General features: G+C 67.5%; 28 protein-coding genes and 5 tRNA genes. 24 read left to right on the top strand and 9 right to left on the bottom strand.

Annotation, left to right across the window (positions count from 1 at the left end; translation table 11 throughout):
• Window positions 1-51: 51 nt before the first annotated feature.
• The 3 genes from mgtE to ACWPV3_RS12435 all read right to left on the bottom strand — a co-directional run bounded on the left by mgtE (window position 52) and on the right by ACWPV3_RS12435 (window position 2,023).
• The gene (mgtE, locus tag ACWPV3_RS12445; RefSeq protein WP_453978060.1) at window positions 52-1,470 is read right to left on the bottom strand and encodes a magnesium transporter; all 1,419 of its coding nucleotides are present in this window, start codon (window positions 1,468-1,470) and stop codon (window positions 52-54) included.
• 65 nt (window positions 1,471-1,535) lie between these two features.
• Window positions 1,536-1,620: transfer RNA gene (locus ACWPV3_RS12440), tRNA-Leu, on the bottom strand.
• A gap of 97 nt (window positions 1,621-1,717) precedes the next feature.
• Window positions 1,718-2,023, bottom strand: coding sequence for a FliM/FliN family flagellar motor switch protein (locus ACWPV3_RS12435; protein ID WP_292088659.1), 306 nt, complete (start codon window positions 2,021-2,023; stop codon window positions 1,718-1,720).
• A 9-nt stretch (window positions 2,024-2,032) separates the two neighbouring features.
• Between ACWPV3_RS12435 and lipB the strand changes: the two genes are divergently transcribed.
• From lipB to ACWPV3_RS12410, 5 genes are all read left to right on the top strand, one after another.
• On the top strand, window positions 2,033-2,767 hold the full coding sequence (gene lipB, locus ACWPV3_RS12430; protein WP_453978059.1) for a lipoyl(octanoyl) transferase LipB: 735 nt from the start codon (window positions 2,033-2,035) through the stop codon (window positions 2,765-2,767).
• An 88-nt stretch (window positions 2,768-2,855) separates the two neighbouring features.
• Window positions 2,856-4,340, top strand: coding sequence for a hypothetical protein (locus ACWPV3_RS12425; RefSeq protein WP_453978058.1), 1,485 nt, complete (start codon window positions 2,856-2,858; stop codon window positions 4,338-4,340).
• Window positions 4,341-4,417: 77 nt separating this feature from the next.
• Complete coding sequence (gene msrB, locus ACWPV3_RS12420; protein ID WP_453978057.1) at window positions 4,418-4,906, top strand: peptide-methionine (R)-S-oxide reductase MsrB; 489 nt, start codon at window positions 4,418-4,420, stop codon at window positions 4,904-4,906.
• Between the two features lie 48 nt (window positions 4,907-4,954).
• On the top strand, window positions 4,955-5,461 hold the full coding sequence (locus ACWPV3_RS12415; protein WP_453978056.1) for a hypothetical protein: 507 nt from the start codon (window positions 4,955-4,957) through the stop codon (window positions 5,459-5,461).
• Window positions 5,462-5,537: 76 nt separating this feature from the next.
• The gene (locus ACWPV3_RS12410) at window positions 5,538-5,696 is read left to right on the top strand and encodes a hypothetical protein (RefSeq protein WP_453978055.1); all 159 of its coding nucleotides are present in this window, start codon (window positions 5,538-5,540) and stop codon (window positions 5,694-5,696) included.
• Window positions 5,697-5,786: 90 nt separating this feature from the next.
• Here ACWPV3_RS12410 and ACWPV3_RS12405 read toward each other — a convergent pair.
• Window positions 5,787-5,861: transfer RNA gene (locus ACWPV3_RS12405), tRNA-Thr, on the bottom strand.
• A gap of 110 nt (window positions 5,862-5,971) precedes the next feature.
• Between ACWPV3_RS12405 and ACWPV3_RS12400 the strand changes: the two genes are divergently transcribed.
• The 14 genes from ACWPV3_RS12400 (at window position 5,972) to ACWPV3_RS12335 (ending at window position 14,594) form a co-directional block, all read left to right on the top strand.
• Entirely contained in the window at window positions 5,972-6,163 is a 192-nt protein-coding gene (locus tag ACWPV3_RS12400) for a hypothetical protein (protein ID WP_292182510.1), read from the top strand.
• Between the two features lie 103 nt (window positions 6,164-6,266).
• Window positions 6,267-7,556, top strand: coding sequence for a UDP-N-acetylglucosamine 1-carboxyvinyltransferase (gene murA / locus ACWPV3_RS12395; protein ID WP_312733216.1), 1,290 nt, complete (start codon window positions 6,267-6,269; stop codon window positions 7,554-7,556).
• A complete protein-coding gene (locus ACWPV3_RS12390; protein WP_292088645.1) occupies window positions 7,546-8,031 on the top strand; it encodes a DUF2948 family protein in 486 nt (161 codons plus the stop codon). Before murA ends, ACWPV3_RS12390 begins: the two co-directional genes overlap by 11 nt.
• A complete protein-coding gene (locus ACWPV3_RS12385; RefSeq protein ID WP_312733214.1) occupies window positions 8,028-8,495 on the top strand; it encodes a UPF0262 family protein in 468 nt (155 codons plus the stop codon). Before ACWPV3_RS12390 ends, ACWPV3_RS12385 begins: the two co-directional genes overlap by 4 nt.
• A 103-nt stretch (window positions 8,496-8,598) precedes the next feature.
• Window positions 8,599-8,817, top strand: coding sequence for a translation initiation factor IF-1 (infA, locus tag ACWPV3_RS12380; protein WP_008261544.1), 219 nt, complete (start codon window positions 8,599-8,601; stop codon window positions 8,815-8,817).
• Window positions 8,818-8,829: 12 nt separating this feature from the next.
• Complete coding sequence (locus ACWPV3_RS12375) at window positions 8,830-9,405, top strand: Maf family protein (RefSeq protein WP_453978054.1); 576 nt, start codon at window positions 8,830-8,832, stop codon at window positions 9,403-9,405.
• The gene (locus ACWPV3_RS12370; RefSeq protein WP_453978053.1) at window positions 9,402-10,433 is read left to right on the top strand and encodes a ribonuclease E/G; all 1,032 of its coding nucleotides are present in this window, start codon (window positions 9,402-9,404) and stop codon (window positions 10,431-10,433) included. Before ACWPV3_RS12375 ends, ACWPV3_RS12370 begins: the two co-directional genes overlap by 4 nt.
• Window positions 10,434-10,436: 3 nt before the next feature.
• Window positions 10,437-10,601, top strand: coding sequence for a DNA gyrase inhibitor YacG (locus ACWPV3_RS12365; RefSeq protein WP_292182494.1), 165 nt, complete (start codon window positions 10,437-10,439; stop codon window positions 10,599-10,601).
• Between the two features lie 63 nt (window positions 10,602-10,664).
• Window positions 10,665-10,740: transfer RNA gene (locus tag ACWPV3_RS12360), tRNA-Phe, on the top strand.
• 510 nt (window positions 10,741-11,250) lie between these two features.
• Window positions 11,251-12,126 carry a tonB-system energizer ExbB gene (gene exbB / locus ACWPV3_RS12355; RefSeq protein WP_292088638.1) on the top strand — a complete coding sequence of 292 codons (876 nt, stop codon included), beginning with the start codon at window positions 11,251-11,253 and terminating at the stop codon, window positions 12,124-12,126.
• Between the two features lie 5 nt (window positions 12,127-12,131).
• Window positions 12,132-12,566 (top strand): biopolymer transporter ExbD, encoded by a 435-nt coding sequence (locus ACWPV3_RS12350; RefSeq protein WP_292088636.1) that lies wholly within the window; start codon window positions 12,132-12,134, stop codon window positions 12,564-12,566.
• Between the two features lie 14 nt (window positions 12,567-12,580).
• Window positions 12,581-13,300 (top strand): energy transducer TonB, encoded by a 720-nt coding sequence (locus ACWPV3_RS12345; protein ID WP_292088634.1) that lies wholly within the window; start codon window positions 12,581-12,583, stop codon window positions 13,298-13,300.
• A 135-nt stretch (window positions 13,301-13,435) separates the two neighbouring features.
• A tRNA-His gene (locus tag ACWPV3_RS12340) sits at window positions 13,436-13,512 on the top strand.
• 98 nt (window positions 13,513-13,610) lie between these two features.
• Window positions 13,611-14,594 (top strand): aldo/keto reductase, encoded by a 984-nt coding sequence (locus tag ACWPV3_RS12335; protein WP_453978052.1) that lies wholly within the window; start codon window positions 13,611-13,613, stop codon window positions 14,592-14,594.
• Between the two features lie 75 nt (window positions 14,595-14,669).
• Here the strand turns inward: ACWPV3_RS12335 and ACWPV3_RS12330 are convergent, their stop codons facing one another.
• Window positions 14,670-15,092 carry a DUF2147 domain-containing protein gene (locus ACWPV3_RS12330; RefSeq protein ID WP_292182484.1) on the bottom strand — a complete coding sequence of 141 codons (423 nt, stop codon included), beginning with the start codon at window positions 15,090-15,092 and terminating at the stop codon, window positions 14,670-14,672.
• A 147-nt stretch (window positions 15,093-15,239) separates the two neighbouring features.
• Window positions 15,240-17,573: an NAD-dependent DNA ligase LigA gene (gene ligA / locus ACWPV3_RS12325; protein WP_453978051.1), complete on the bottom strand. Its 2,334-nt coding sequence runs from the start codon at window positions 17,571-17,573 to the stop codon at window positions 15,240-15,242.
• An 89-nt stretch (window positions 17,574-17,662) separates the two neighbouring features.
• On the opposite strand from ligA, the gene ACWPV3_RS12320 reads away from it, so the two are divergent.
• Window positions 17,663-18,625 (top strand): M28 family peptidase, encoded by a 963-nt coding sequence (locus ACWPV3_RS12320; RefSeq protein WP_312733202.1) that lies wholly within the window; start codon window positions 17,663-17,665, stop codon window positions 18,623-18,625.
• Entirely contained in the window at window positions 18,622-19,113 is a 492-nt protein-coding gene (locus ACWPV3_RS12315) for a hypothetical protein (RefSeq protein ID WP_453978050.1), read from the top strand. The genes ACWPV3_RS12320 and ACWPV3_RS12315 overlap by 4 nt, the downstream gene beginning before the upstream one ends.
• Here ACWPV3_RS12315 and ACWPV3_RS12310 read toward each other — a convergent pair whose 3' ends face one another.
• From ACWPV3_RS12310 to glmU, 3 genes are all read right to left on the bottom strand, one after another.
• Window positions 19,114-19,257, bottom strand: a complete 144-nt coding sequence (locus tag ACWPV3_RS12310; RefSeq protein WP_292088626.1) for a hypothetical protein — start codon at window positions 19,255-19,257, stop codon at window positions 19,114-19,116. It lies immediately after the preceding gene.
• 64 nt (window positions 19,258-19,321) lie between these two features.
• Complete coding sequence (gene rpiA / locus ACWPV3_RS12305; protein WP_453978049.1) at window positions 19,322-20,005, bottom strand: ribose-5-phosphate isomerase RpiA; 684 nt, start codon at window positions 20,003-20,005, stop codon at window positions 19,322-19,324.
• Complete coding sequence (glmU, locus tag ACWPV3_RS12300; protein ID WP_453978048.1) at window positions 20,002-21,366, bottom strand: bifunctional UDP-N-acetylglucosamine diphosphorylase/glucosamine-1-phosphate N-acetyltransferase GlmU; 1,365 nt, start codon at window positions 21,364-21,366, stop codon at window positions 20,002-20,004. Before glmU ends, rpiA begins: the two co-directional genes overlap by 4 nt.
• Before the next feature lie 58 nt (window positions 21,367-21,424).
• On the opposite strand from glmU, the gene ACWPV3_RS12295 reads away from it, so the two are divergent.
• From ACWPV3_RS12295 to ACWPV3_RS12285, 3 genes are all read left to right on the top strand, one after another.
• The gene (locus ACWPV3_RS12295; RefSeq protein WP_453978047.1) at window positions 21,425-22,144 is read left to right on the top strand and encodes an HAD-IA family hydrolase; all 720 of its coding nucleotides are present in this window, start codon (window positions 21,425-21,427) and stop codon (window positions 22,142-22,144) included.
• A 99-nt stretch (window positions 22,145-22,243) separates the two neighbouring features.
• On the top strand, window positions 22,244-23,533 hold the full coding sequence (locus ACWPV3_RS12290) for a dicarboxylate/amino acid:cation symporter (RefSeq protein WP_453978046.1): 1,290 nt from the start codon (window positions 22,244-22,246) through the stop codon (window positions 23,531-23,533).
• Window positions 23,534-23,589: 56 nt separating this feature from the next.
• Window positions 23,590-23,664: transfer RNA gene (locus tag ACWPV3_RS12285), tRNA-Val, on the top strand.
• Window positions 23,665-23,951 lie beyond the last annotated feature (287 nt).

Here is a 23,951-nt window from a genome sequence, read left to right as displayed (position 1 = left end):
GCCCTTACGCGAGTCCGAGCAAGGGCCGAGCCGTATCGTTGGCCGGTGTGGCTAGAGCAAGACCAGGGTGGCCAGGCCGAGGAAAATCAGGAAGCCGAAGAAGTCGGTGGTGGCCGTGACGAAGACGGCGGACGACACGGCAGGGTCGAACTTCAGCTTCGACAGGGTCAGAGGCGTCAGAACCCCGATGCTGGCGGCGACCAGCAGGTTCAGGATCATGGCCGCGCCGATGACCAGGCCGATGCGCCAGTCCTCGTCGCGGAACCAGACGGCGGCGGCGATGCCGATCAGGGGCGCCAGGATCAGACCGTTGGCCAGGCCCACGACCAGTTCGCGCAGGAAGGTGCGCGTGGCGTTGGCCGAGTTCAGCTCACGCGTCGCCAGCGCCCGCACGGTGACGGTCAGGGCCTGGGTGCCGGCGTTGCCGCCGATGGCCGAGACGATGGGCATCAGGACGGCCAGGGCCACGATCTGCTGGATGGTGGTCTCGAACAGGCCGATGACGCTGGCTCCCAGCGCCGCCGTGGCCAGGTTGATGGCCAGCCAGGGCACGCGACCGCGCACGATCTCGGTCACGGACGAACCCCGGTCCTCGTCGGCGACGCCGGCCAGGCGCAGGATGTCCTCGCGGTTCTCTTCCTGAATGATGTTGACGATGTCGTCGACGGTGATCTGGCCGACCAGCCGGCCGGCCGCGTCCACGACGGGCGCCGAGATCAGGTGGTATTTCTCGAAGATGTAGGCGACCTCTTCCTGGTCCTGATCGACGGCGATCTCGTTGATCGGCTCCATCAGGTCCGAGAGGGCGGCGGTGCGCGGCGCGCGCAGCAGGCCGCTGACCGACAGACCGCCGACAGGCCTGTTCAGGGGATCGACCACATAGATGTCGAAGAACAGTTCGGGCAGGTCGTCGCCCTGTTTGCGGATGTGGTCGATGGTGTCGCCCACGCTCCAGAACTGGGGCGCGGCCATCACCTCGCGCTGCATCAGGCGGCCGGCGGATTCTTCTTCGTAACCCAGACTGCTTTCGATGGCCGCACGGTCCACCTCGGGCATGGCGGCCAGGACGCGCTCGCGCTGATCGTCCTCCAGGTCCTCGACCACGGCGGCGGCGTCGTCGGAATCCAGCTCCTGCAGCGCTTCGGCCAGGGTGCCGTGCGGCACGCGCTCCAGCACCTCCTCGCGGATGTTGTCGTCCAGCTCGGGCAGGGTTTCCGCCAGAAGCTCCGGCGGCAGCCACAGCACCACGACCGCGCGATGCTCGGCCGTCAGGAAGCCCATCAGGTCGGCGACGTCGGCGGGGTGCAGGTCTTCCAGCAGGGAGCGCAGCCGCATGCCGTCGCCGTCGTCGGCGGCGTCCACGACTTTCTCGACGAAGGCGGGGGTGAGGACATAGTCCTCGTCCAGGGCGGCGTGGTCTTCGTTATCGGGCGCTTCGGCCGGGACGAAGGCGTGGTCCGTGGTGCTCACGTTGTCGCCTCCCTTGGTAGAATGTCCAGCCGCAGTTAGCCGATGAATCGCCCTGTTTAACCAGATGGTGCGGTCGAGAAGACTCGAACTTCCACGGGTTGCCCCACAGCGACCTCAACGCTGCGCGTCTACCAATTCCGCCACGACCGCTCGCATCGGAGCGGCGGCGAATAGCGGAGTGCGTCGGAAAAGGAAAGCGGGAATTGAGCGGGTTGCGACGGGCGCGCGAGGATGGCCGTCCTCAACCTCAGGCCGAACCCGCCATGAAGTCGTAGACGTCGGCGGGACGGGTCACGGTGATGGCGATGCGGTCGTCGCGAATCTCGATCTCGCCGCGCGCGACCGGGTGGTTGTTGGCCAGAATCCAGACTTCCTCGCCCTCGGCGGCGTCCAGCGGAATCACGGCGCCGCGGCCCATGCGCAGCAGCTGCGACATCGGCAGCACCGACCGGCCCAGAACCACGGAAATTTCGACGTCGACTGCGTTGATCTGCGTCACGGAGACTCTCTTCACCTCAGGCCGTCTCTTGCGGAAACGCCTCGGGCTGCACATTGAAGCCTCATGCTTGCTGAGCCGTTAAGCCCCGCCCTTCAGAAACTGCGTCTCGACGACGGGCGGCCGGTCGAATGGGCCGTGTCGTCCGGATATGTCGATTACGCCGCCGCCGAAGCCTTCATGGAGGCGCGCGTGGCCGCCATCGCGGCGGGCGAGGCGGCCGAGATGGTGTGGCTGCTGGAACACCCGCCCCTTTACACCGCCGGAGTGTCGGCCAAGGACGAAGACCTGCTGGACGCCGGTCGGTTCCCGGTTCACCGCACCGGACGGGGCGGGCAGTTCACCTATCATGGGCCAGGACAGCGGGTGGCCTATGTGATGCTGGACCTGAACCGGCGGGGGCGGGACGTGCGCTGCTTCGTGCGCGGGTTGGAGCTGTGGCTGATCGGGGCGCTGGATCGGTTCGGCGTCCAGGCCGACGTGCGGCCGGGAAGGGTCGGCGTCTGGGTCGAACGCAAGGGCCCCGGCTGGTCGCGCGAGGACAAGATCGCCGCCATCGGCGTGAAGGTGCGCAAATGGGTCAGCTTCCATGGAATCAGCCTGAACGTGGAGCCGGACCTGGACCATTTCGGCGGCATCGTGCCGTGCGGCATTCAGGACCACGGCGTCACCAGCCTGGTCGATCTGGGCGTGCTGGCGACGATGGATGAGGCCGACGCCGCCCTGCACGCCAGCTTCGGGCGCATCTTCGGGGCCGCCGTCGCGGTCGATCCGCCCTTCGCCAGTGCGACAAAGGGGTGAAATCGCCGTCGCGGGCTTGGCAAGACGAGGACGCATAAGGTTTAACGGCCTCGACCAAGCTTGAAAGCAGGCCCAGGAGACTTCGCCCATGAACCGCACGATCGCCGCCGCCTCGGCCGCCGTCCTGTCGCTGACGCTCGCGGCCGGCGCCGCCGTCGCCCAGGATTTCCGCGCCCTGGCGCAACAGGACCTCCAGGCCGCGCATGACGCCCTGGCCGCCAACCATCCGGCCGCCGTCGTCCCCGGCGCGGCGGGCGACGGCTTCCGCGCCTGGATCGACGCGGGCCTGCAGGACGCGCAAGGCCGCGCCGGGCGCGTCAACAGCGGCGACAGCCACGCCTATCTGATGCGCTACTACGCCAACGGCTTTCGCGATTCGAACATCGCGATCCGCCCGACCTACGAAGGACTGGGACCGTATTTCGCCATCGGCTGGCCGGGTCTGACGACCGCCTGGCGCAACGGCGAATATGTGGTGTCCTATGTGAAGCCGGGTGTGCGCAACCTGCCGCCGGTGGGGGCGACCCTGGTCAGATGCGGCGACAAGAGCGCCGCCGACCTGGCGTCGGACCGGCTGGACCGCTGGGAAGGCGACCTGACGACCGAGGCGGGCAAGGTGCGGACAGCGCCCTATCTGCTGTGGAACCGCAACAATCCCTTCGCCGGCGGCGTGCCGTCGATGTGCACCTTCAAGGTCGGCCGTCGCGACCGCGAATTCCAGATGCAGCCCCAGCCGGTGGACGCCGCCAGCCTGGAGGCCGCCTATCGCGCCACGGTCTATATGCCGCCGGCCAATCCGCTGTCGGTCGAGACCGTCGATGGTCGTCCGTGGATTCACGTCCACAGCTTCGCCGACAGCGCCGGCTGGGACGCCTTCAACGCCGCCATCGAAGCGCAGGCCCCCGCCATCCGCGCGGCGCAAGGGGTGGTGATCGACCTGCGCGGCGCCAACGGCGCTGCGACGAACGCGACGGCGCGCGGCTATGGCCTGGCCAACCGCATCTGGACGCCTGAGTTCACGGTCAGCCGTCAGCCCGAGGCCGGCTCCATCACCTATCGCGCCACGCCGGGCAATCGTCAGTGGTACGCCGAGGCCCTGGGCCGGATGCAGGCCGATCCGCGCTTCGTGCAGGAATCGGGTGCGGTGATCGAACAGACGCAGGCCCTGATCGCCGCCTTCGATTCGGCCATCGCGGCCGGTCAGCAGACCTTCACCATGCCGGGCCGTCCGTCCGTCCCGGACACCGGGGCGGCCAATCCAGTCGCGGGCAAGGTCGTGGTGCTGGTGGATGGCGGCTGCAGCGGCGGCTGCCTGGATACGCTGGACCTGCTGACGCGCCTGCCGAACGTGCGTCTGGCCGGCTCGACCACGGCCGAGGATTCGATCTTCATCGAGCCCACCGTGATGCGCCTGCCGTCCAACTACGCCGAACTGAGCTATGGCCATAAGGCCTGGACCACGCGGACGCGCGGCAACGACGCCCCCTATGTCCCCGCGCAGGGCCTGGCCTATACGGGCAATCCGACGGACGAGACGGCCGTGCGCGCCTGGGTCGGAACCCTGTTCCAGTAAGACGCGGTTTTCGCCTGAAACAGGAGGGCCGGGCAGGGGGGCTGGAACCCCGGCCCGGCCCTTCCCATTTGCAGGTCATGACAGACTCTGCTTCCGACGCCCTGCGCTCTCCCTCCGGTTTCGACCTGACGCCGCCGGACCCGGAGGCGCGCGCCCGACTGGAGGCCGCCCTGGACCCGGAAGAGAAGCGCGTCCTGCTGTCGCACGGGACCGAGGCGCCGTTCTGCGGGACCTTGCTGGGCGAAAAGCGCGAGGGCGTCTTCTGCTGCCGCGAATGCGGCCTGCCGCTGTTCAGGAGCGCGACCAAGTTCGAGAGCGGTACGGGTTGGCCCAGCTTCACCCAGCCGGTGGACGCGGCCCATGTGCGCCAGGTGCGCGACACCAGCTATGGCATGGTGCGGGTCGAGACGCTGTGCGCGCGCTGCGGCAGCCACCAGGGACACGTCTTTCCCGACGGGCCGCCGCCGACCGGCGATCGCTACTGCATCAACTCCATCGCCCTGAGTTTCGTCCCGAAGGGCGAGCCGCTGCCCGACCCTCTGGGTCGGGGCGACGGTTTGGCCTGACCTTGGCCGCATTCGCCGTGCTAGGGTGCGGCTGAAGGGAGATCGTCAATGTCTATCGCCGTTCTGCTCAGCCTGATGGCGCTGGCCGATCCCGAAGGCGTGGTGACGACGGCGCCGGCCAATTCGTCGGGCGTCGCGGCCGCCATGGCCGCGCCCCAGCCAGCAGTCGAAGCCCCCGCGCCTACGGCACAGGACGCCGCTCCGCACGGCATGACCACCGAACAGCAGATCCAGAACTGGATCGCCTCGCGCGCGCCTGGCGAATCGTTCGAGCAGGCGGTGGCGTCCGCGCCGGCCGACGATCGACAGATGCACGGCATGGTCGAGGCGGGGATCGGCACTGGCGGCTATCGCAGCTATGGCGCGGCGGTGTCCTTGCCGATCGGCGAGAACGGGCGGCTGGACCTGTCCTATCGCGAAGGCAAGAACGACTACTGGCTGACGCCCGGCTATTTCTACCCGCGCTATGGCTCCGGCGGCTATCGCGGCGTCGATTCGCTGAGCCGTTCGATGTCCGTGGGTTTGAACTGGAGCAAGGACGCCGCGCGCGACTGACCTCTTGCGTTCCGCCTTGAGGCGGCCCTACGTCGTTAACGTCATAAAGATGTAATGATCGTCGGGGGACGAGAAGATGTTGATGGCCGTCGCCATCGGAGAAGCCGTCTATTGGGCCCACAGGTTCCGTCGGGCTTTAATTCTATCGCCGTTGGCCACGATGGGGTTGGGCGCAGTGATCATGCTGGTCCGCAACTGGCCGCATCTGTTCGCCATGGCGGCGCACCACGCTTGACGCCAGACGGGCGGAGACGATCAGATCGGCGCGCGGTCATGCGCGGTCCCCGGTTGGGGAATAAATCATTGCGATTTCGGGGATCTCAGATGGTGCCGCCGGGGGGAATCGAACCCACGACCTCAGCCTTACCAAGGATGCGCTCTACCACTGAGCTACGGCGGCCCCGACTGAGGAAGCGGCCGTATAGCCAAACCCTTCCGGCGTGGGAAGCCCGATTTTGATTGCGGGAAAGAAAGTTTGGACATGGCCGCCGATCACGCCATGATCCCGGCATGACTCGCGCTCCGCACGACGCCGATACGCCGCCCGCCGCAGCGGCCCCCACGCCCCAGGCGGCTGCTCCGACAGAGGCTGCGCGCGCCAAGGCCGAGAAGGCGATGCGGCTGGCCTCGGCCCTCAGGGCGAATCTGCGACGACGCAAGGCGCCCGCGCGCACGCCGGCCGCGCCGAAAGACAGCAACTGAAGTTCATCGCCGCCATGCCGTTCCGCCCTTTGGCAAGCGGCGGACGGCTTGCTAGAGAACGATCCCCCCGAGGCGTTTCCTTCGGGCGCGCTTAAGGACGTCTATGGACAGTATCGTCATTCAGGGCGGCGCTCAGCTGCACGGGGACATTCCCGTCAGCGGCGCCAAGAATTCCGCCATCAAGCTGATGGCCGCTTCGATTCTGACGGATCAGCCGTTGCGGCTGACCAATATGCCGCGCCTGGCCGACACGCGCTTCCTGGGGCAACTGCTGCGTCAGTTCGGAATCGAGGTGACGGAAAGCGACGGGCCGGACGGGCAGGAGAGTCTGTTCGACGCCAAGACCCTGACCTCGACGTTCGCGCCCTATGATCTGGTGCGTCAGATGCGGGCCTCGTTCAACGTGCTGGGGCCGCTGCTGGCCCGCACCGGCGAGGCCAAGGTCTCTCTGCCCGGCGGCTGCACCATCGGGGCTCGACCGGTCGATCTTCACCTGCAGGCGCTGACGGCGCTGGGCGCGGAGATCGAACTGGACGAGGGCTATGTCACCGCGCGCGCGCCCAAGGGGCTGCGCGGGGCCGAGATCGAGTTTCCCTTCGTCTCGGTCGGCGCCACCGAACACGCCTTGTTGGCGGCCGTTCTGGCCCAGGGGACGACGGTGCTGCGCCGCGCCGCGCGCGAGCCGGAAATCGGCGATCTGGCGCATTGCCTGACCGCAATGGGGGCGAAGATCGAAGGCATCGACACCGACGTCCTGACCATTACGGGGGTGTCCTCGCTGAACGGGACGACCTGGTCGGTGATTCCCGATCGGATCGAGATGGGCTCCTACGCCGTCGCGGCCGCCATGGCGGGCGGCGACGTGCGGCTGACCAGGGCGCGGGCCGAACTGATCGATTCTCTGACCGAAAAGATGATCGAGGCCGGCGTCGAGGTGACGCCAACGGCGGACGGCGTCCGGATCCGGCGCGATCCCAAGCAGCGGCTGAAGGCCGTGGACGTGGAGACGGCCATCTATCCCGGCTTCGCCACCGATCTGCAGGCGCAGTTCATGGCTCTGATGACGACCGCCGAGGGCGTCAGCACGGTGCGCGAGACGATCTTCGAAAACCGCTTCATGCATGTGCCCGAACTGGCGCGACTGGGAGCCGAGATTTCCGTCCATGCGGGCGAGGCCCATGTAACGGGCGTGCCGATGCTGCACGGCGCTCAGGTGATGGCGACCGATCTGCGCGCCTCCATGTGCCTGGTCATCGCCGGCCTGGTCGCGGAGGGCGAAACGACGGTCGGCCGCGTCTATCATCTGGATCGCGGGTTCGAGCGTTTGGAAGAGAAGCTGGGCGCGTGCGGAGCGTCCATCCGACGCATAAGGGGAACAGGCGATGAGCACTGAGATCGAAGGCGTCGGTTCCGAAGCCAGGTCGCCGGTCGAACCGCTGCGCCTGCTGGCCGAGGACGCCGACGATCTTCAGATCATCTCGGCCGCGCTGCAGGACGCCATCCTGCGGCCGGTCGACATCGTCTGGGCCAAACAGGCCCGGACCCTGACCATCGCCTTCAGCCGCTTCTGCTGGGAATGCGGCGGGACGCGGGTGATGTGCGCCATGCAGTTCGGCGACGTGCTGGCGGTCAAGAGCCGCCGCCTGCCGCGCAATCCGGACGCCTCGCTGGAACTGCTGGCTCTGGATTTCATGCCGACCGAGGCGCCGAGCGGGCGCGTCATCCTGATGTTCGCCGGCGGCGGGGACCTGCGGGTCGATGTCGAATGCCTGGACGCCGTGGTGACGGACATCTCCGAGCGGTGGCCCGCGCGGGTCGCCCCGACCCATCTGGACGAAGTGGCGGCGGACGCCGGAGACGCGGCATGAGCGGGCCCCACAGGCTGGCCTCGGTCGAGCTGGACGCCGCGACCCTGCCGGCGGCGACCGCCGAGATCGAGCACGAGCGCCGGGTCGCCATCTTCGACCTGATCGAGAAGAACAGCTTCCAGCCCGCGGGCGCCGACGGCGGACCGTATCAGCTGAAGCTGTCGTTGCAGGACAATCGCCTGGTGTTCGACCTGACGGGGACGGACTTCGCGCGCACCTACGCCATCAGCCTGACGCCGCTGAAGCGGGTGGTGAAGGACTATCTGCTGATCTGCGACAGCTATTACGAGGCGCTGCGCGGCTCTTCGGCCAGTCAGATCGAGTCGGTCGATATGGGGCGGCGCGGTCTGCACAACGAAGGCGCCGAACAGCTGGCGGCCCGACTGGACGGCAAGATCGTGGTCGATCACGAGACGGCGCGGAGGCTGTTCACCCTGCTGTGCGCCCTCTACCGTCGCGGCTGACCTCGACTATCTCTGCGTTTTCGGGCATTAGGCCCGTCCATTCCGCTCTACGCAGCCGCCCGGCGTGGAGCCGAACGCATTTCAGACGGGCGCGAGAGGCCGCATGGCTAAGGAAGAACTGCTCGAGTTTCCCGGCACCGTCAGCGAACTGCTGCCGAACGCCACCTTCCGCGTGACGCTCGAGAACGACCACGAGATCATCGCCCATACCGCCGGCAAGATGCGCAAGAACCGCATCCGCGTGCTGGCCGGTGACAAGGTGCTGGTCGAGATGACGCCCTATGATCTGACCAAGGGCCGCATCACTTATCGCTTTAAGTAAGGAGCGGCCGGCTTGGCCTCTCCGGACCTGGTGCTGGCTTCGGCCAGTCCGCGCCGCATCGAATTGCTGGCGCAGGTCGGGATCGTTCCCGACCATATCGATCCCGCCGATATCGACGAGACGCCGCTGAAGGGCGAGACGCCGCCGCGCCTGGCCGCCCGGCTGGCGACGTCAAAGGCCCAGGTCGTGGCCGCGCGCCGGCCCGAAGCGGTGGTCATCGCCGCCGACACGGTGGTGGCCATGGGCCGACGCTTTCTGGAAAAGGCGGGGGACGAGGCCGAGGCGAGGCGGTTCCTGAAACTGCTGTCCGGGCGCAATCATCGCGTCTTCACCGGCGTGGCCGTGGTGAGGGACGGCCAGGTGTCGTCGCGCGTCAACGAGACCCGCGTGACCTTCAAGCCGCTGTCCCAGGCCGAGATCGCCGCCTATGTCGCCGGGGGCGACTGGCGCGGCAAGGCAGGGGGGTACGGCATCCAGGGACCGGCGGCCGCCTTTATCCAGAGGATCGTCGGCAGCCATTCCTCGGTGATGGGCCTGCCGCTCTATGAAGCCGTCCAACTGTTGCACGGCGTCGGCTGGCGCGCATGAGCGCGGTCGAGGTCTTCCTCGACGAGACGCCGGGCGAGACGCGGGGGGTCGTCCTGCGCGACGGGCGCTTCACGCATCTTTTGATCCAACGCGAGGACGATCCGGCCGAGACGCGGCTAGGCGCTCGGTCGATTGGGCGGGTGGTCGAGATCAATCCGGGCCTGCGCGGCGCCTTCGTCGATCTGGGCGGGGCGGCGCCCGGCTTTTTGCCTCTGAGGCGGCAAGACCGTCCGACCCAGGGCGAACGGCTGGAGGTGACGGTCGTCGCCGAGCCGCGCCGGGGCAAGGGCGCGACCCTGCGCCGTCTTGGACCAGGGGAGGGGGCGCCGCGCCTGCTGGAGGCGGCCCCCAGCGTCGCGGAGCAGTTGCAGCGTCTCGCGCCTGGCGTGGAATCAGTGACGGGGCTGCCGGCTATCGACGCCGCGATCGAGGCCGAGGAGGAGGCTCTGAGCGCCACGCACGTCTTTATGTCGCACGGAATCGATCTGGAACTGGAGCGGACGCGCGCCCTGACCGCCGTGGACATCGACTACGCCGCCTCGGCCGGGCGCGATCCGAAACAGGGCCGGGCGGCGGCGAATCGCGAGGGGCTGCGTCAGACGGCGCGGCTGATCGGTCTGAAGAACTCGGGCGGGCTGGTGGTCATCGACCTGGTCGGCGACGGTCAGGAGGCCGAGGCGCAGATGAAGGCCGCCCGGGCGGCCTTTGCGCATGAGCCCCAGGCGGTGTTCGCCCCGGTCAGCCGGTTCGGCTTGATTCAGGTGGCGCTGCCCTGGCGACGCACGCCGATAGAAGAGGTGTTGGCGGGGGCCGACGGTCAGGCGACAGTGCGGACGCGCGCCCTGGCCCTGGTGCGGGCGTTGCGGCGTCAGATTCTGGCCGACACCGTGACCCCTCGGTTCGTCGCGCGTTGCCATCCCGAAGAAGCTCGTATCGCCGCGCCGCTGGCGGCCCGCCTCGGCCCGCGCGCTGTCGTCCAGGCCGATCCCGACGCGTCCGCCGGGCACGGCCGTATCCAGGAGATCTGAGCCGTGAGCCTTTGCCCCATCTGCCGCAAGGCCGAGCCCGATCCGCGCTACAAACCCTTCTGCTCGCGCCGCTGCTCGGACGTCGACCTGCAACGGTGGTTCGCCGGCGCCTACGCCATTCCCGCAGCCCTGGACGAGACGGCCGACGAAGACGACGAAAAGGACTGAAACGACGCTGGACAGGCGGAAACGGCTCGCCTATAGACCCGCCTCTCGCGACGCCGCGTCGGCGCCTGGATAGCTCAGCTGGTAGAGCAGCGGATTGAAAATCCGCGTGTCGGTGGTTCGAATCCGCCTCCAGGCACCATTCCCCGACAATCTTTCCGGCGACCTTCTTTCCAGCGACATTTCGACCCCGATACGGACGCCGCCCGCAACGCGTTTGCACGTATCCGAGGCTGGGCGAAGGAATTCGCCCCTCAGCGCCGCTTTCGAACAAGCTTGCGCTAATCGCTGGATAAGCATCATGAAAATGTCGCGTTTGGCGGCCCAAATGCCCTTGTCAGGCAAGACTTCCCTTTAACCGGTCTTGGTTGGGTGAAATCGGGCCTTACGCCCTTGACGCTCCGGTAAGGGTTCGTCAAAGGGTTTGGGACGCCCTCTCCCGAGGGAGTTAACGCGAGCGGCGGAGGACCTTCCTTCGACCGTTCCACCATCGGAGGCGGTTCGGGCGACCGGGCTCGTCTCCAGAATTCGACGGGGCGTGATCCTGAACGGACGCGGCGTGTCGAAGGAAACATTTCAGGTTGGGGGGCGGCCCTTTGACACGGTCGCACCTTTGGTTCCACGAGTCAGACCAAGCAGGAACTGGCGAACTATGCTGAACAGCAAAAAGACGAACATCCTTCTCGCCATGGCCGGCGCCGCCGTCCTGATGGCGAGCTCGCCGGTTCTGGCGCAGGCGCCGGCCGAGCCTACCCCGGCTTCGGCTCCGGCTGCTGCTGCTCCGGCCACGCCGGACGCCAAGCCCGAAAGCGTCAACGAAGCCGTTGGCGGCCACCACAGCAACGGCATCACGCCGATCTCCATGTTCATGGAAGCGACCGTGGTCGTTAAGGTCGTCATGGCCGGCCTGCTGCTCGCCTCAATCTTCTCCTGGACCCTGCTGCTCATCAAGCTGTTCGAGTTCGGCTCGCTGAACCGCAAGACCGACAACTTCCTGGAAAACTTCCGCGGCGCCCGCACCATCGCCGACATGCGCGCCGTGGCGACGCAGGAAGAGTTCGACGGCAACCCGCTGGCCGACATGGCCGCCGCCGCCACCGAAGAAATCGAACTGTCGCGTCAATCGGGCCTGTCGGTCACGGGCGACCACCTGGACTCGGCCATGGGCCGCGCCACCGCCGCCGTCGCCGCCGTTCAATCCGGCCTGGCCAAGCGCCTGTCGGGCGGCCAGCAGTTCCTCGCCTCGGTCGGTTCGATCGGCCCGTTCGTCGGTCTGTTCGGCACCGTGTACGGCATCATGAACTCCTTCATCGGCATCGCGGAATCGAACACGACCAACCTGGCCGTCGTCGCCCCGGGTATCGCCGAAGCCCTGCTGGCCACCGGTATCGGCCTGTTCGCCGCTATCCCTGCCGTTGTCTTCTATAACTACTTCAACACCCGCATCGCCGGTTACGGCACCCGCGCCGACGGCTTCGCCGCCGAACTGCTGAACGGCATCTCGCGTCAGCTCGACAAGGGGGCGTAAGACGGATGGCCGCCAAGATCAAAACAGGCGGCGCTGGCAACGTGGTCGAAGCGAACAGTGACATCAACGTCACCCCGTTCGTGGATATCATGCTCGTCCTCCTCATCATCTTCATGGTGGCGGCGCCGCTCGCCTCCGTGTCGGTGCCGGTGGAGTTGCCAATCGCCGTCGCCAAGGCGGCCCCGAACCCGCCCAAGCCGGTCTATATCTCGATCCAGAACGACGGTTCCGTCTATGTGGGCGATTTCCAGACCAGCGTCGGAGGACTGGGCGAAGATCTGACCAAACAGATCGGAACCCGGAACCCGGCCGATGAGCGGATTTTCATTCGGGCCGACCAAAACACCCGCTACGGTGACTTCATGCAGGTCATGAACGCCCTGCAGGATAGCGGCTTCTACAGCGTTGCACTGGTCGGCGAAGACCAGGCTACGCAATAGAACGCGGAGATAGTATGACAGACGTCGCATATCATCGCAGTCGTTACGACGTACCTAAGGCCAAGGGCTTCATGGGGGTTTCGTACCCCGTGCTGATCGTGTGTCTTCTGGTTGTTTCGATCCTGTTCGCCCTGCTGCTGTTCTTCCTCCAGCAATCGAAGTTCAAGCTGAAGGAATTCAACTACGTCGACGACAAGGTCGATGTGGAGTTGGTCGAGCCGGTTCCGCCGCCTCCGCCGCCTCCGCCTCCGCCTCCGCCGCCGACGGACCAGCCTCCGCCGCCGAAGCTCCAGGTGCGGGTACCGGCTCCGGTTCCGAACATCGTTCCGCCTCCGCCGGTGAACATCACGCCGACGAAGAAGGAAGATCGGGTCGAGTATACGGGTCCGCCCGTCGTCGTCCCCGGACCGCCGCCGCCGCCAGCGCCTCCGGCGCCGCCTCGGCCTTCGGTGATCACCAACGTGCAATGGGCGCGCCAGCCGCGTCCGACCGCCGACGACTTCCCCGCCCGCGCTCTGGAACGGGAAATCAGCGGCTCCGCCACAGTGGAGTGTACGGCTCAGGCCAGCGGTCGTCCGACGCGTTGCCGGGTGATCGAAGAGTCGCCTTCGGGCATGGGCTTCGGTAACGCCGCCATTCGCGTGGTTCAGCGTGGACAACTGTCTCCGCGGACCGTCGATGGCGCAGCAGAGGACGCCACTTTCCGCGTCCGGGTGCCCTTCACCCTCGGGTAAGGACCGCCTGATCGAGACCAACACCCCGGAGAGCGATCTCCGGGGTGTTTTTCTTTGGGCGGCGGTCGCAAAGTCGACAATCCCGCTTGATCGGACTCGTCAGGCTGGGTAGAGAACGCGCCTCGCGATGCGCGGGCCGCCTTAGCTCAGTTGGTTAGAGCGCCGGTTTGTGGAACCGGAGGTCCTCAGTTCAAGCCTGAGAGGCGGTACCATCGCAAAGCGTGGCGGCACTTGCAGTCCCCCGCGTCAGCGACCATCTCCTGACTGTCGGCATGAACGCCGATCCCCCACATCGACAGGAGAGCGCCTCATGAAGACGCGCAAGCTGGGCCGCGACGGTCCCGAGGTTTCGGCCATTGGCCTGGGCTGCATGGGCATGAGCGCCTTTTACGGCGGGGCCGACGAGGCCCAGTCCATCGCCGTCATCCACCGCGCCCTGGACCTGGGCGTCACCCTGTTCGACACGGCCGAGATGTACGGCCCCCACACAAACGAGATTCTGGTCGGCAAGGCGCTGAAGGATCGGCGCGATCAGGCCTTCATCGCCACCAAGTTCGGCATCAATCGCCAACCGGACGGTTCGGCTGTCACCGACGGTTCGCCGGCCAATGTGCGTCGTGCGGTGGAGGGCAGCCTGAGCCGCCTGGGGGTCGATCACATCGATCTCTATTACCAGCACCGTATCGACCCCAATACGCCGATCGAAGAGACGGTCGGGGCCATGGCCGAACTGGTGAAGGAGGGCAAGGTTCGCTTCCTGGGCCTTTCCGAGGCGGCGCCCGAAACGCTGCGCCGGGCCCAGGCGACCCACCCGATCACCGCGTTGCAGACGGAATATTCGCTGTGGAGCCGCGATCCCGAGGACGGACTGCTGGACGTGGTGCGTGAACTGGGGATCGGCTTCGTGCCTTACAGTCCGCTGGGCCGGGGCTTCCTGTCCGGCGAGATCAAGTCGATCGACGACCTGGCGCCCGACGATTTCCGGCGCACCAATCCGCGCTTCGCCGGCGACAATTTCCAGAAGAACCTGGACCTGGTCGGCGCGGTCGGCGCCATCGCGGCGGACAAGGGCGTGACAGGGGCGCAACTGGCCCTGGCCTGGGTGCTGGCCCAGGGCGATGATCTGGTCCCCATCCCCGGCACGCGCCGCATCTCCACCCTGGAGCAGAACGTGGCGGCGGCCGACATCGTTCTGACGCCAGAGGACCTGGCGCGGATCGAGGCGGTCTTCCCGCGCGGCGCGGCGGCGGGCGAACGCTATGCGCCCGGCGGCATGAGTTCGCTGAACCGTTGATCATCCCGCCTGAACGACAAAAGGCCCGGTCGGAGCGATCCGACCGGGCCTTTCTGTTTCGACGCCGAAGACAACCTACTGGATGCGGGTCCAGGTCTGGGTCTTGCACAGGGGCGCGACGATGCAGCCACGCAGACGCAGGCTGTTGTCGTTGGTCATGGTGATGGTGCCGCGATAGGTGCCGCCGTCCGCCGGATTATAGACCGAGCCATTGCGCCATTCGGTCGGGCCGCCGGTGAAGCCGGTCAGCATGGGCAGGTTGCGAAGGGTCCGGCCGCGCAGTTCGGCGTTGCGGTTGTGCTCGTCGCGGGCGTTGGCGTCGGCGCGGATATGATCCGACGTCACCAGCACGCCGCAGAGGGCCTGGCCGCAGCGGCTGATGCGCACCTGGCCGCCGTTGGTCGGGGTCTGCCACAGGCCGGTCGGGTCGCCCGCCAGGGCGGGGGAGGCCAGTCCGGCCGCCAGGGCCGCCGCCGCCAGCATGATCTTGATCTTCATGGTCGCTTCCTTTGTTCGAACGCGTCCGGGCGTTCGTTGATCGGCAAGTTGATCCGGCTTTCGGTTGAAAACAAGGCCGACACGATCACCTTATCGCAAGGAAAACCGGACCTTAGGGAAGCTTTGGCCTCTGCGTCGGGGCGCCGTTCAGCCTTCGATCAAGGCCAGCCATTCGTCTTCGGTCAGCACCTGGACGCCGTGCTTTTCGGCCTCCTTCAGCTTGGACCCCGCGCCGGGCCCGGCGACGACATAGTCGGTCTTTTTCGAGACGGAGCCCGAGACCTTGGCCCCCAGACCCTCGGCGCGGGCCTTGGCCTCGTCGCGGGTGAAGCGTTCCAAGGCGCCGGTGAAGACGACGGTCTTTCCGGCCACGGGGGTGTCGGACTTGGGTCGTTCGGCGTCTAGGATTTCGGTCAGTTCGGCCTCCAGGGCGGCGACGACCTGAAGGTTGTGCGGCTCGTGGAAGAAGTGGGCCAGGGCTTCGGCGGCGACGGGGCCGACGCCGGTGACGCCCGCGATCTGGTTCAGCATCTCGGACGGACCTTCCTCGCGCGCCACCCGGGCCAGTTCGACCAGGCCGGACCAGTCGTCCGCCATCGTCGCCAGGGAGCGGCGGGCCGGCGCGGCCATGCCGGGGAAGGCCTGGCCGATCTTCATGTCCATCGTCGCCTCGGGCCAGGGATCGACGGCGGGGGGCGTCGCCTCGGCCATCAGGGCCAGGACGCGGGGCGAAATGGCGTGGGCGCCGGCCAGCTGGGTCCAGGCGTCGGACGGAATTCCTGCGGCGGCCTGGAGACAGGCGGCCTTCAGCGCGGCCCAGCTTTCGAAGGCGCGGGCCAGGACGATCGAGGTCTGTTCGCCGATGTCGCGTATGCCCAGGCCGAACAGGAAGCGGTCCAGGGCGATGGTCCGCCGCGCATCGATGCCGGCGACCAGGTTGCGGATGCTGGTTTCGCCATAGCCGTCCTCCGCCGCCAGTTCGGCCAGGCGCGCCTCGTCTCGCGCCAGGCGGAAGATGTCCGCCGGCTCCTTGATCCAGCCGCGCGCGTGGAAGGCGATCAGCTGTTTCTCGCCCAGACCCTCGATATCGAAAGCGCGGCGGCCGACGAAGTGTTTGAGCCGTTCGACGATCTGGGCGTCGCAGATCAGGCCGCCGGTGCAGCGGCGCTTGACCTCGTCGCCCTCGCGCACAGCTTCGGAGCCGCAGACGGGACAGTGGTCGGGGAAGACGTAGCGTTTCGAATCGGCGGGGCGCAGGTCGGGGACGATCCCGAGAATCTGGGGGATGACGTCGCCGGCGCGTTGCAGGCGTACGGTGTCGCCGATGCGGACATCCAGACGCTCGATCTCGTCTTCATTGTGCAGGGTGGCGTTGCGGACGACCACGCCGCCGACGGTGACGGGATGCAGGCGGGCGACGGGGGTCAGGGAGCCCGTGCGACCGACCTGGATGTCGATGCCTTCCAGGAGGGTGGTCGCCTGTTGCGCGGGGAATTTGTGGGCGATGGCCCAGCGCGGGCTGCGGGCGACGAAGCCCAGGCGGCGCTGCCAGTCGATGCGGTCGACCTTATAGACCACCCCGTCGATGTCGTAGCCCAGGGTGGCGCGGTCGCGTTCCAGTTCGCGATAGACAGTGATCAGGCCGTCCGCCCCTTCGACCCGGCGGGAACGGTCGTTGACGGGGAAGCCCCAGGTTTTCAGCTTCTGCAGGGCCTCCCACTGGGTCTCGGCGAAGTCGCTGGAATGTTCGCCCCAGGCATAGGCGAAGAAGTTCAGCGGACGCTGGGCGGTGATCTTGGCGTCCTTCTGGCGCAGGGAGCCGGCGGCGAAATTCCTGGGATTGGCGTAGGTGCGCCGCCCCTCCGCCTCGGCCGCCGCGTTGAAGGCGGCGAAGGCGGCGTTGGGGGCATAGACTTCGCCCCGGATCTCGATCCGGTCGGGCCAGCCGTCGCCGGCCAGGGTCTGTCGCACATCGGCGATGGTGTTCAGATTGGCGGTCACGTCCTCGCCCGCCCGGCCGTCGCCGCGCGTGGCGCCGATGGCCAGGACGCCGTCCACATACAGGAGGTTGGCGGACAGGCCGTCGATCTTGGGTTCGGCGACGAAGACGATGGGCTCGTAGGCCGGCAGCTTCAGGAAACGGGCGATGCGGGCGACGAAGTCGCGCACCTCCCCCTCGTCGAAGGCGTTGTCCAGCGACAGCATGGGCACGCCGTGACGCACCTCGGCGAACTGGCTAGAGGCGGCGGCGCCGACCTTGTTGGATGGGGAGTCGGGGCGGATCAGGTCGGGGAAGGCGGTTTCGACCGCCAGGTTCCGGGCGCGCAGGGCGTCGTAGTCGGCATCGGAAATCTCGGGCGCCGCCTCGTTGTAGAGGGCGTCGTGACGGGCCATTTCGGCGGCCAGCCAGGCCAGTTCCTGGGCCGCCGCCTCGGCGGTCAGGGCTTCGACGGGCGGGAAGGGGGGAATCGCGCTGGACATGACGGCTCCTGTTTATCACCGCCGAAGACGTAGCGCAGGCTGACGTGGGCGCGGCGGGACGATAGGCTGGGGAGATAACAGGAGCGCCCATGATCCGATCCGCCTTTCGCCTGACGTTGAGCAGTTGCGCCGTCGCCCTGGCCCTTTCGGCCTGTTCGACGCCCGCGCCCAGGCAGGAGACCCCGGCCGCGCCGGCACCGGCGGCCGATCCGCAGCTGCTGGAGGATGTTCGCATCCTGTCGGCGGACGACATGGAAGGGCGCGACACCGGCTCGGCCGGCGGACAGAAGGCGCGGGATTATATCGTCGCGCGCCTGGAGGCGATGGGCGTGGCGCCGGCGCCGTTCGGGCGGCTGCAACGGTTCGAGAGCCGGGGGAGGACGCGCGAAGGCGTCAAGACGTTCGAGGGCTACAACATCGTGGGTCTGATCCCCGGCCGGCGGGTGGCGGACCGCTATATCGTCGTGACGGCCCATTACGACCATGTCGGGGTCAATGACGGCCAGGTCTACAATGGGGCGGACGACAACGCCTCGGGCGTGGCGACGCTGCTGGCGCTGGCGGCGAAGCTGAAGGCCGAACCACCCGAACACAGCGTGCTGCTGGTGGCCCTGGACGGGGAGGAGCGGGGTCTTCTGGGGGCGCGCGAGTTCGTTCGGGCGCCGCCCGTCCCGCTGAGCGCCATCGCGCTGAACCTGAACTTCGACATGATCGCGCGGGCCGAGACGGACAACCGTTTGTGGGTGACGGGGACCTATCAGCACCCGACCCTGAGACCGATTCTGGAGACGGTGACGGCGCCGGGGCCGGTCAGTTTCGCCTTCGGCAAGGACACGCCGCAGGATACGGGAGACGACAACTGGGTCGATTCCTCCGATCACGCGGCCTTCCACGAGGCGGGCGTGCCGTTCCTGTATTTCGGCGTGGACTACCATCCCGACTATCACCGGCCGACCGACGATTTCGAGCGGATCAAGCCCGGTGTGTTCGCCAGCGCGGCGGACTTGGCGCTGGCGGGCTTTCGCGCGCTGGACAAGGCGCTGGATCGATGAGGCGGGCGATTGTGGCTGTCGTAGCCGGCCTTCTGGTTCTGACCGGCTGCGACCGGAGCGAGGGGCCGGGGAAGACGCCGGCCTCGGCCTTCCATCATCAGCTAAGCGCCGACGTGTCGGGCGAATATCGGCCGGTCGGCGAAGGCGCGGGCGTCTGGCGTGTGGACTCGCTGTTCATCGGCCAGACGGAGGCGTTTCAAGCCTGGGAGGCGGGCGGCCGGTCGGCCCCCCCCCTGATCCTGATGCTGACAGGACCCAGCGGGACGTCGCGGGTCACGCCTGACGCCTATGATGTGGCAGCCGACAGCCTGAGGTTCAGCGGGCGCGCCGCGAACGGGGACAAGGTCACGGTGCAGGCGCGGCTGGATCAGGGCGCGCTGGCTACGGCCCGGCGCAATCTGGGTGATCAGACGCCGGTGATCACGGGGTCGGCGTCGGTGGCGGGACAGCGGATTCCGCTCAGCCTGGGCCGCTGGGGCGGTGATTGATCAGACGACGGCGCGGGCCAGGAAGTAGGCGGCCAGGGCGACGGCGACCCACAGCGCAAGACCCAGGCCGATCAGCAGGGCGGTCGAAGGCCGTCGGCCGCGCCCGTGGGCGTCATCGGATCGGGGATCTTCGGGACTGGCCATGTTGCAACTTTAGATAGTAATCCGATCTCAAGGCAAGACCGGCTCTGGATCAGGGGCGTTCAAATCAGGGCCGGCGTTCCTGGACCCCTTCGTCCGTGCCGATCAGGGCCAGGTCGGCCAGATCCAGGAACAGGCCATGCTCGACCACGCCGGTGATCAGTTTCAGGTCGTCGGCCAGGCGCGACGGGTCGTGGATGGCCTTGCAGGCTGCGTCGTAGATCAGATTGCCGCCATCGGTGCGGATCAGCCCGCGATCCGCATGACGCACGCGGGCGGGGTTGGCGATGTCGTGATCGACCAGGACGTCGGCGATGCGGTTGGCGGTGGTCTTGTGCCCGAAGGCGACGACCTCGATCGGCAGGGGAAAGGTCCCCAGCACCGGCACCACCTTGGCCGCGTCGGCGATGACGACGCAGCGGGACGAGGCCTCCCACACCAGTTTCTCGCGCAGCAGGGCCGCGCCGCCGCCCTTGATCAGGGCGAGGCCCGGTCCGACCTCGTCGGCGCCGTCCACGGTCAGGTCGATGCGCGGCGTGTCTTCCAGGGTCGACAGGACCAGGCCCAGGTCGCGGGCCAGATCGGCCGTCTTCTCCGAGGTGGGGACGCAACGCAGGTCGGGCAGGCCGCGCGCCGCCAGGGCTTTGACGAACCAGGCGGCGGTGGAGCCGGTGCCCAGCCCCACGGCCATTCCGGCCTCGACCAGGGCGGCGGCGGCTTCGCCGGCGATCTTCTTCAGATGGTCGCTCATTGCGATTTGGCGACTTTCGCCGCCTCCTTCCTGGCCTTGGCTTCCGTGCGGAAGGCGGCGGCGGCTTCGGGTTTGACGGTCTGGCGGGCGCGGCCGAAGGCCAGGGCGTCGGCCGGCACGTCCTCGGTGACGACCGAGCCCGAGGCGATCAGGGCGCCGTCGCCGATGCGAACCGGCGCCACCAGGCTGGAGTTCGAACCGACGAAGGCACCGGCGCCGATCTCCGTCCGGGCCTTGTTGAAGCCGTCGTAGTTGCAGAAGATGGTCCCGGCGCCGATGTTGGCGCCCGCGCCGACATCCCCGTCGCCCAGATAGGCCAGGTGGTTGGCCTTGGCGCCCTTGGCCATGGCGACATTCTTCACCTCGACGAAGTTGCCGATCTTGACCCCTTCGGCCAGGTCCGCGCCGGGGCGCAGGCGGGCGTAGGGGCCGACCTCGGCGCCCGAGGCGACGCGCGCGCCCTCGATATGGCTGAAACTGCGGATGCGGGCGCCGCCCTCGATCACGGCGCCAGGGCCGAAGACGACGAAGGGTTCGATGACGGTTCCGCCGCCGACCTGGGTGTCCCAGGCGAAGTGGACGGTGTCGGGCGCGGTCATGGTCACGCCGTCGGTCAGGAAGGTTTCGCGCTGGACCTTCTGGAACAGGGCCTCGGCCTGGGCCAGCTCGTCCTGGGCGTTGACGCCCATGACCGAATCCTCGGGCGCGAAGACGGCGCGGGTCGGATGGCCGGCCTGGCGGGCCAGAGCGACCACGTCGGTCAGATAGTATTCGCCCTTGGCGTTGTCGTTGCGAACCTGGCTCAACAGGGAGAACAGCAGGGCGGCAGGCGCGGCCATGACGCCGGAGTTGCAGGCGGTGATCGACAGAACCTCGGGAGAAGCCTCCTTGGCCTCGGTGATGGCCACAAGAGAGTCGCCCTCCAGAATCAGCCGGCCGTAGGCGCCGGGGTCGCGGGCCTCGAACCCGATCACGGTGACGCCGTCGGCGTTGAAGACGGGTTCGATATCGGCGGCCTTTAGCAACGGGACGTCGCCATAGGTGACGACCACCTCGCCGTCGAAGCCGGCCAGGGCCTGTTCGGCGGCGCGAACGGCGTGGCCGGTGCCCAGCGGCGGATCCTGAACCGCGACAGCCTCTTCGCCCAGGCGCGCCACGACATGGGCGCGGACCTGGGGCGAATGGACGCCCACGACGACCACGATACGCTGGCAGCCCAGGGCCTGGGCCGCGTCGATGGCGTGGTCCAGCATGGTCCGGCCGCCGACGAGGTGAAGCACCTTGGGCAGGGGGGATTTCATCCGCGTGCCCTGACCGGCGGCGAGAATGATGGCGGCGCGGGCGCGTGTCTGGCTGGTCATGAATCGTCCCGGAGGCTAGTCGTCTCGCGATCTAGCCCATTCGGCGGGCCAACGGGAGATGGGGATGACGGATCGCGACCTGGAAGGCTGGACCATCGCCTTCGATCTGGACGGCACGCTGGTGGACTCCGCGCCCGACCTGGTCGGCACGCTGAACCGTCTGCTGGTCGAGGAGGGATTGCCGATGGTGGCGCCCGCCTCGGCCTCGACCCTGATCGGGTCGGGCGCGCGGGCGCTGCTGGTCCATGGCTTCGAGGCGGCGGGGGCCGACGTGGAACGGGCGCGTTCCGATGCGTTGTTCGAGCGGTTCCTGGCCGACTACGCCGCCCATATCGCCGACGGCAGCCGGCCTTTCGAAGGCGTGGCCGAGACGCTGGATCGGCTGAAGGCGCGGGGCGCCCGTCTGGTGGTGGCGACCAACAAGCGCTCGGACCTGTCGGAACTGCTGCTGCGAAGGCTGGATCTGATCGACCGGTTCGAGGCCGTGGTCGGTCCCGACCGGGTCAGCGCGCGCAAACCCTCGGGCGCGCATCTGAAGGAGGCGGTGATCAAGGCCGGGGGCGATCCCGAACAGGCGATCATGGTCGGCGACGCCGCACCGGACGCAGAGGCGGCGCGCGACGCGGGCATGGCCTGCATCCTGACCACCTTCGGCTACACCCCGACGCCGGTGGAAAGCCTGGGCGGCGACGTGCTGATCGACCATTTCGAGGATGTGGAAGAGGCGATCGACGGTCTGCTGTCGGACTTCTACGTGCTCAGGGCGCTGAAATTCTAACAGGCGTCGACAGAAAAACTCGCGCCTGAACGGTCGCTGCGGCGATTGCGGATCATGACGGCGGGAGACACATAGACCCGCCTAGCCGGAGGTCCGCCCATGTTCGCCCTATTCTTCAAGATTCCTCTCTGGCAACGCACCGCCGCAGGCTTCGCCCTGGGCATTCTGGCGGGCCTGATCCTGCGGGAGAAGGCGGCTGTCTGGCTGCAACCGATCGGCGACGTCTATCTGAACCTGATCCGCATGGTGGTCGCGCCGCTGGTGCTGTTCACCATCGCCAGCTCCATCGCCAAACTTGGCGAGGGGGCCGGGGCGGTGCGGCTGGGCGTCCGCACCATCGTCTGGTTCGCGATCACCTCCCTGCTGGCCGTGCTGGTCGGCTTCGCCTTCGGTCACATCATCAACCCGGGCGTCGGCCTGTCGAACCTGCCGCTGGGCGAGGTGAAGGAGCGGGTCATACCGACGCCGCTGGAGGTGCTAATCGGCATCGTCCCGGTCAATCCCTTCGCCTCCCTGGCCGAAGGCAAGGTGCTGCAGATCATCTTCTTCTCGGCCCTGGTCGGAGTGGCGCTGGTGGCGCTGGGCGACCGGGCGCAGGGCGTGCGGCGGATGGTGGACGAGGGGGCGGCCGTCGTCTTCCGCATCACCCGCTGGGTGATCCAGCTGACGCCCATCGGGGTGTTTGGCCTGATCGGCTCGGTCGTCGGCGGCTATGGGTGGGAGGCGCTGCTGCCGCTGCTGAAGTTCATCCTGGCCATCTATGCGGCCTGCCTGTTCCACATCCTGATCGTCTATTCGGGCCTGCTGAAGCTGCACGGACTGAAGGTGGTCAGCTTCTTCCGCGGCGCCTTCGCGGCCCAGCAGACGGCCTTCGCGACCTCTTCGTCTTTAGGGACCTTGCCGATCACCCTGCGCCAGACGGTCGAGCGGCTGGGCGTGCCCCAGGCCTACGCCGCCTTCGCCGTGCCGCTGGGGGCCAATGTGAAGATGGACGGCTGCGGCGCCATCTATCCGGCCATCGCCTCGATCTTCATCGCCCAGTATTTCAAGATCGACCTGACGCTGACCCAATACATCCTGATCGGCCTGACGGCGGTGCTGGGCTCGTTGGGAACGGCGGGCGTGCCGGGAACCAGCATCGTCATGCTGACCCTGACCCTGTCCACGGCGGGCCTGCCGCTGGAGGGCATCGGCTATATCGTCGCCATCGACCGGATCATCGACATGATGCGCACGGCGACCAATGTCACGGGCCAGATGGTGGTGCCGGTCCTGGTGGCCAAGGAGGAGGGCATCCTGAACCAGGACGTCTATGACGGCCACGTCGCCTGGCTGCCGGGCGATCCGGAGGCGGAAACGCCCGACGCGGTCCGCGCCGCCGGAATCTGAAACGGACGCTTGCGCGACGCGGACGGTCGGGCTATGTCGCCGCCTCCGCAAGGCATGGATGCGTAGCTCAGCGGGAGAGCACCTCGTTCACACCGAGGGGGTCACAGGTTCAATCCCTGTCGCATCCACCATCTTCCTTTGACAGACTGCGAAAAAGCCCGCCCCTAAAAGAGTGGGCTCTCAGAAATCAATCCGGCTTTGTCGCGACCGGCCGCCAGTCTATCGTGTTGCAGTACTCACCTTCTTGCTGTGCGATTGCGTACTGGAGGCAGCGGCCGTGGGCCCCGGGCCCTGTCCCGAAGAGCATCGCGCCGTACATTGAGCAAAAATCATCGGGCGGCATGATGCAGACGGGATCGGTCGGATCCGCAGATGCGCCGTCTACCGTTAACAATGACATTGTGGCAGCCAAAACTGT

It is taken from the genome of Brevundimonas sp. Marseille-Q4549, assembly GCF_976940555.1.
Note: the sequence above shows the minus strand (reverse complement) of the source record. Positions and strands in the feature narration are given on the sequence as shown.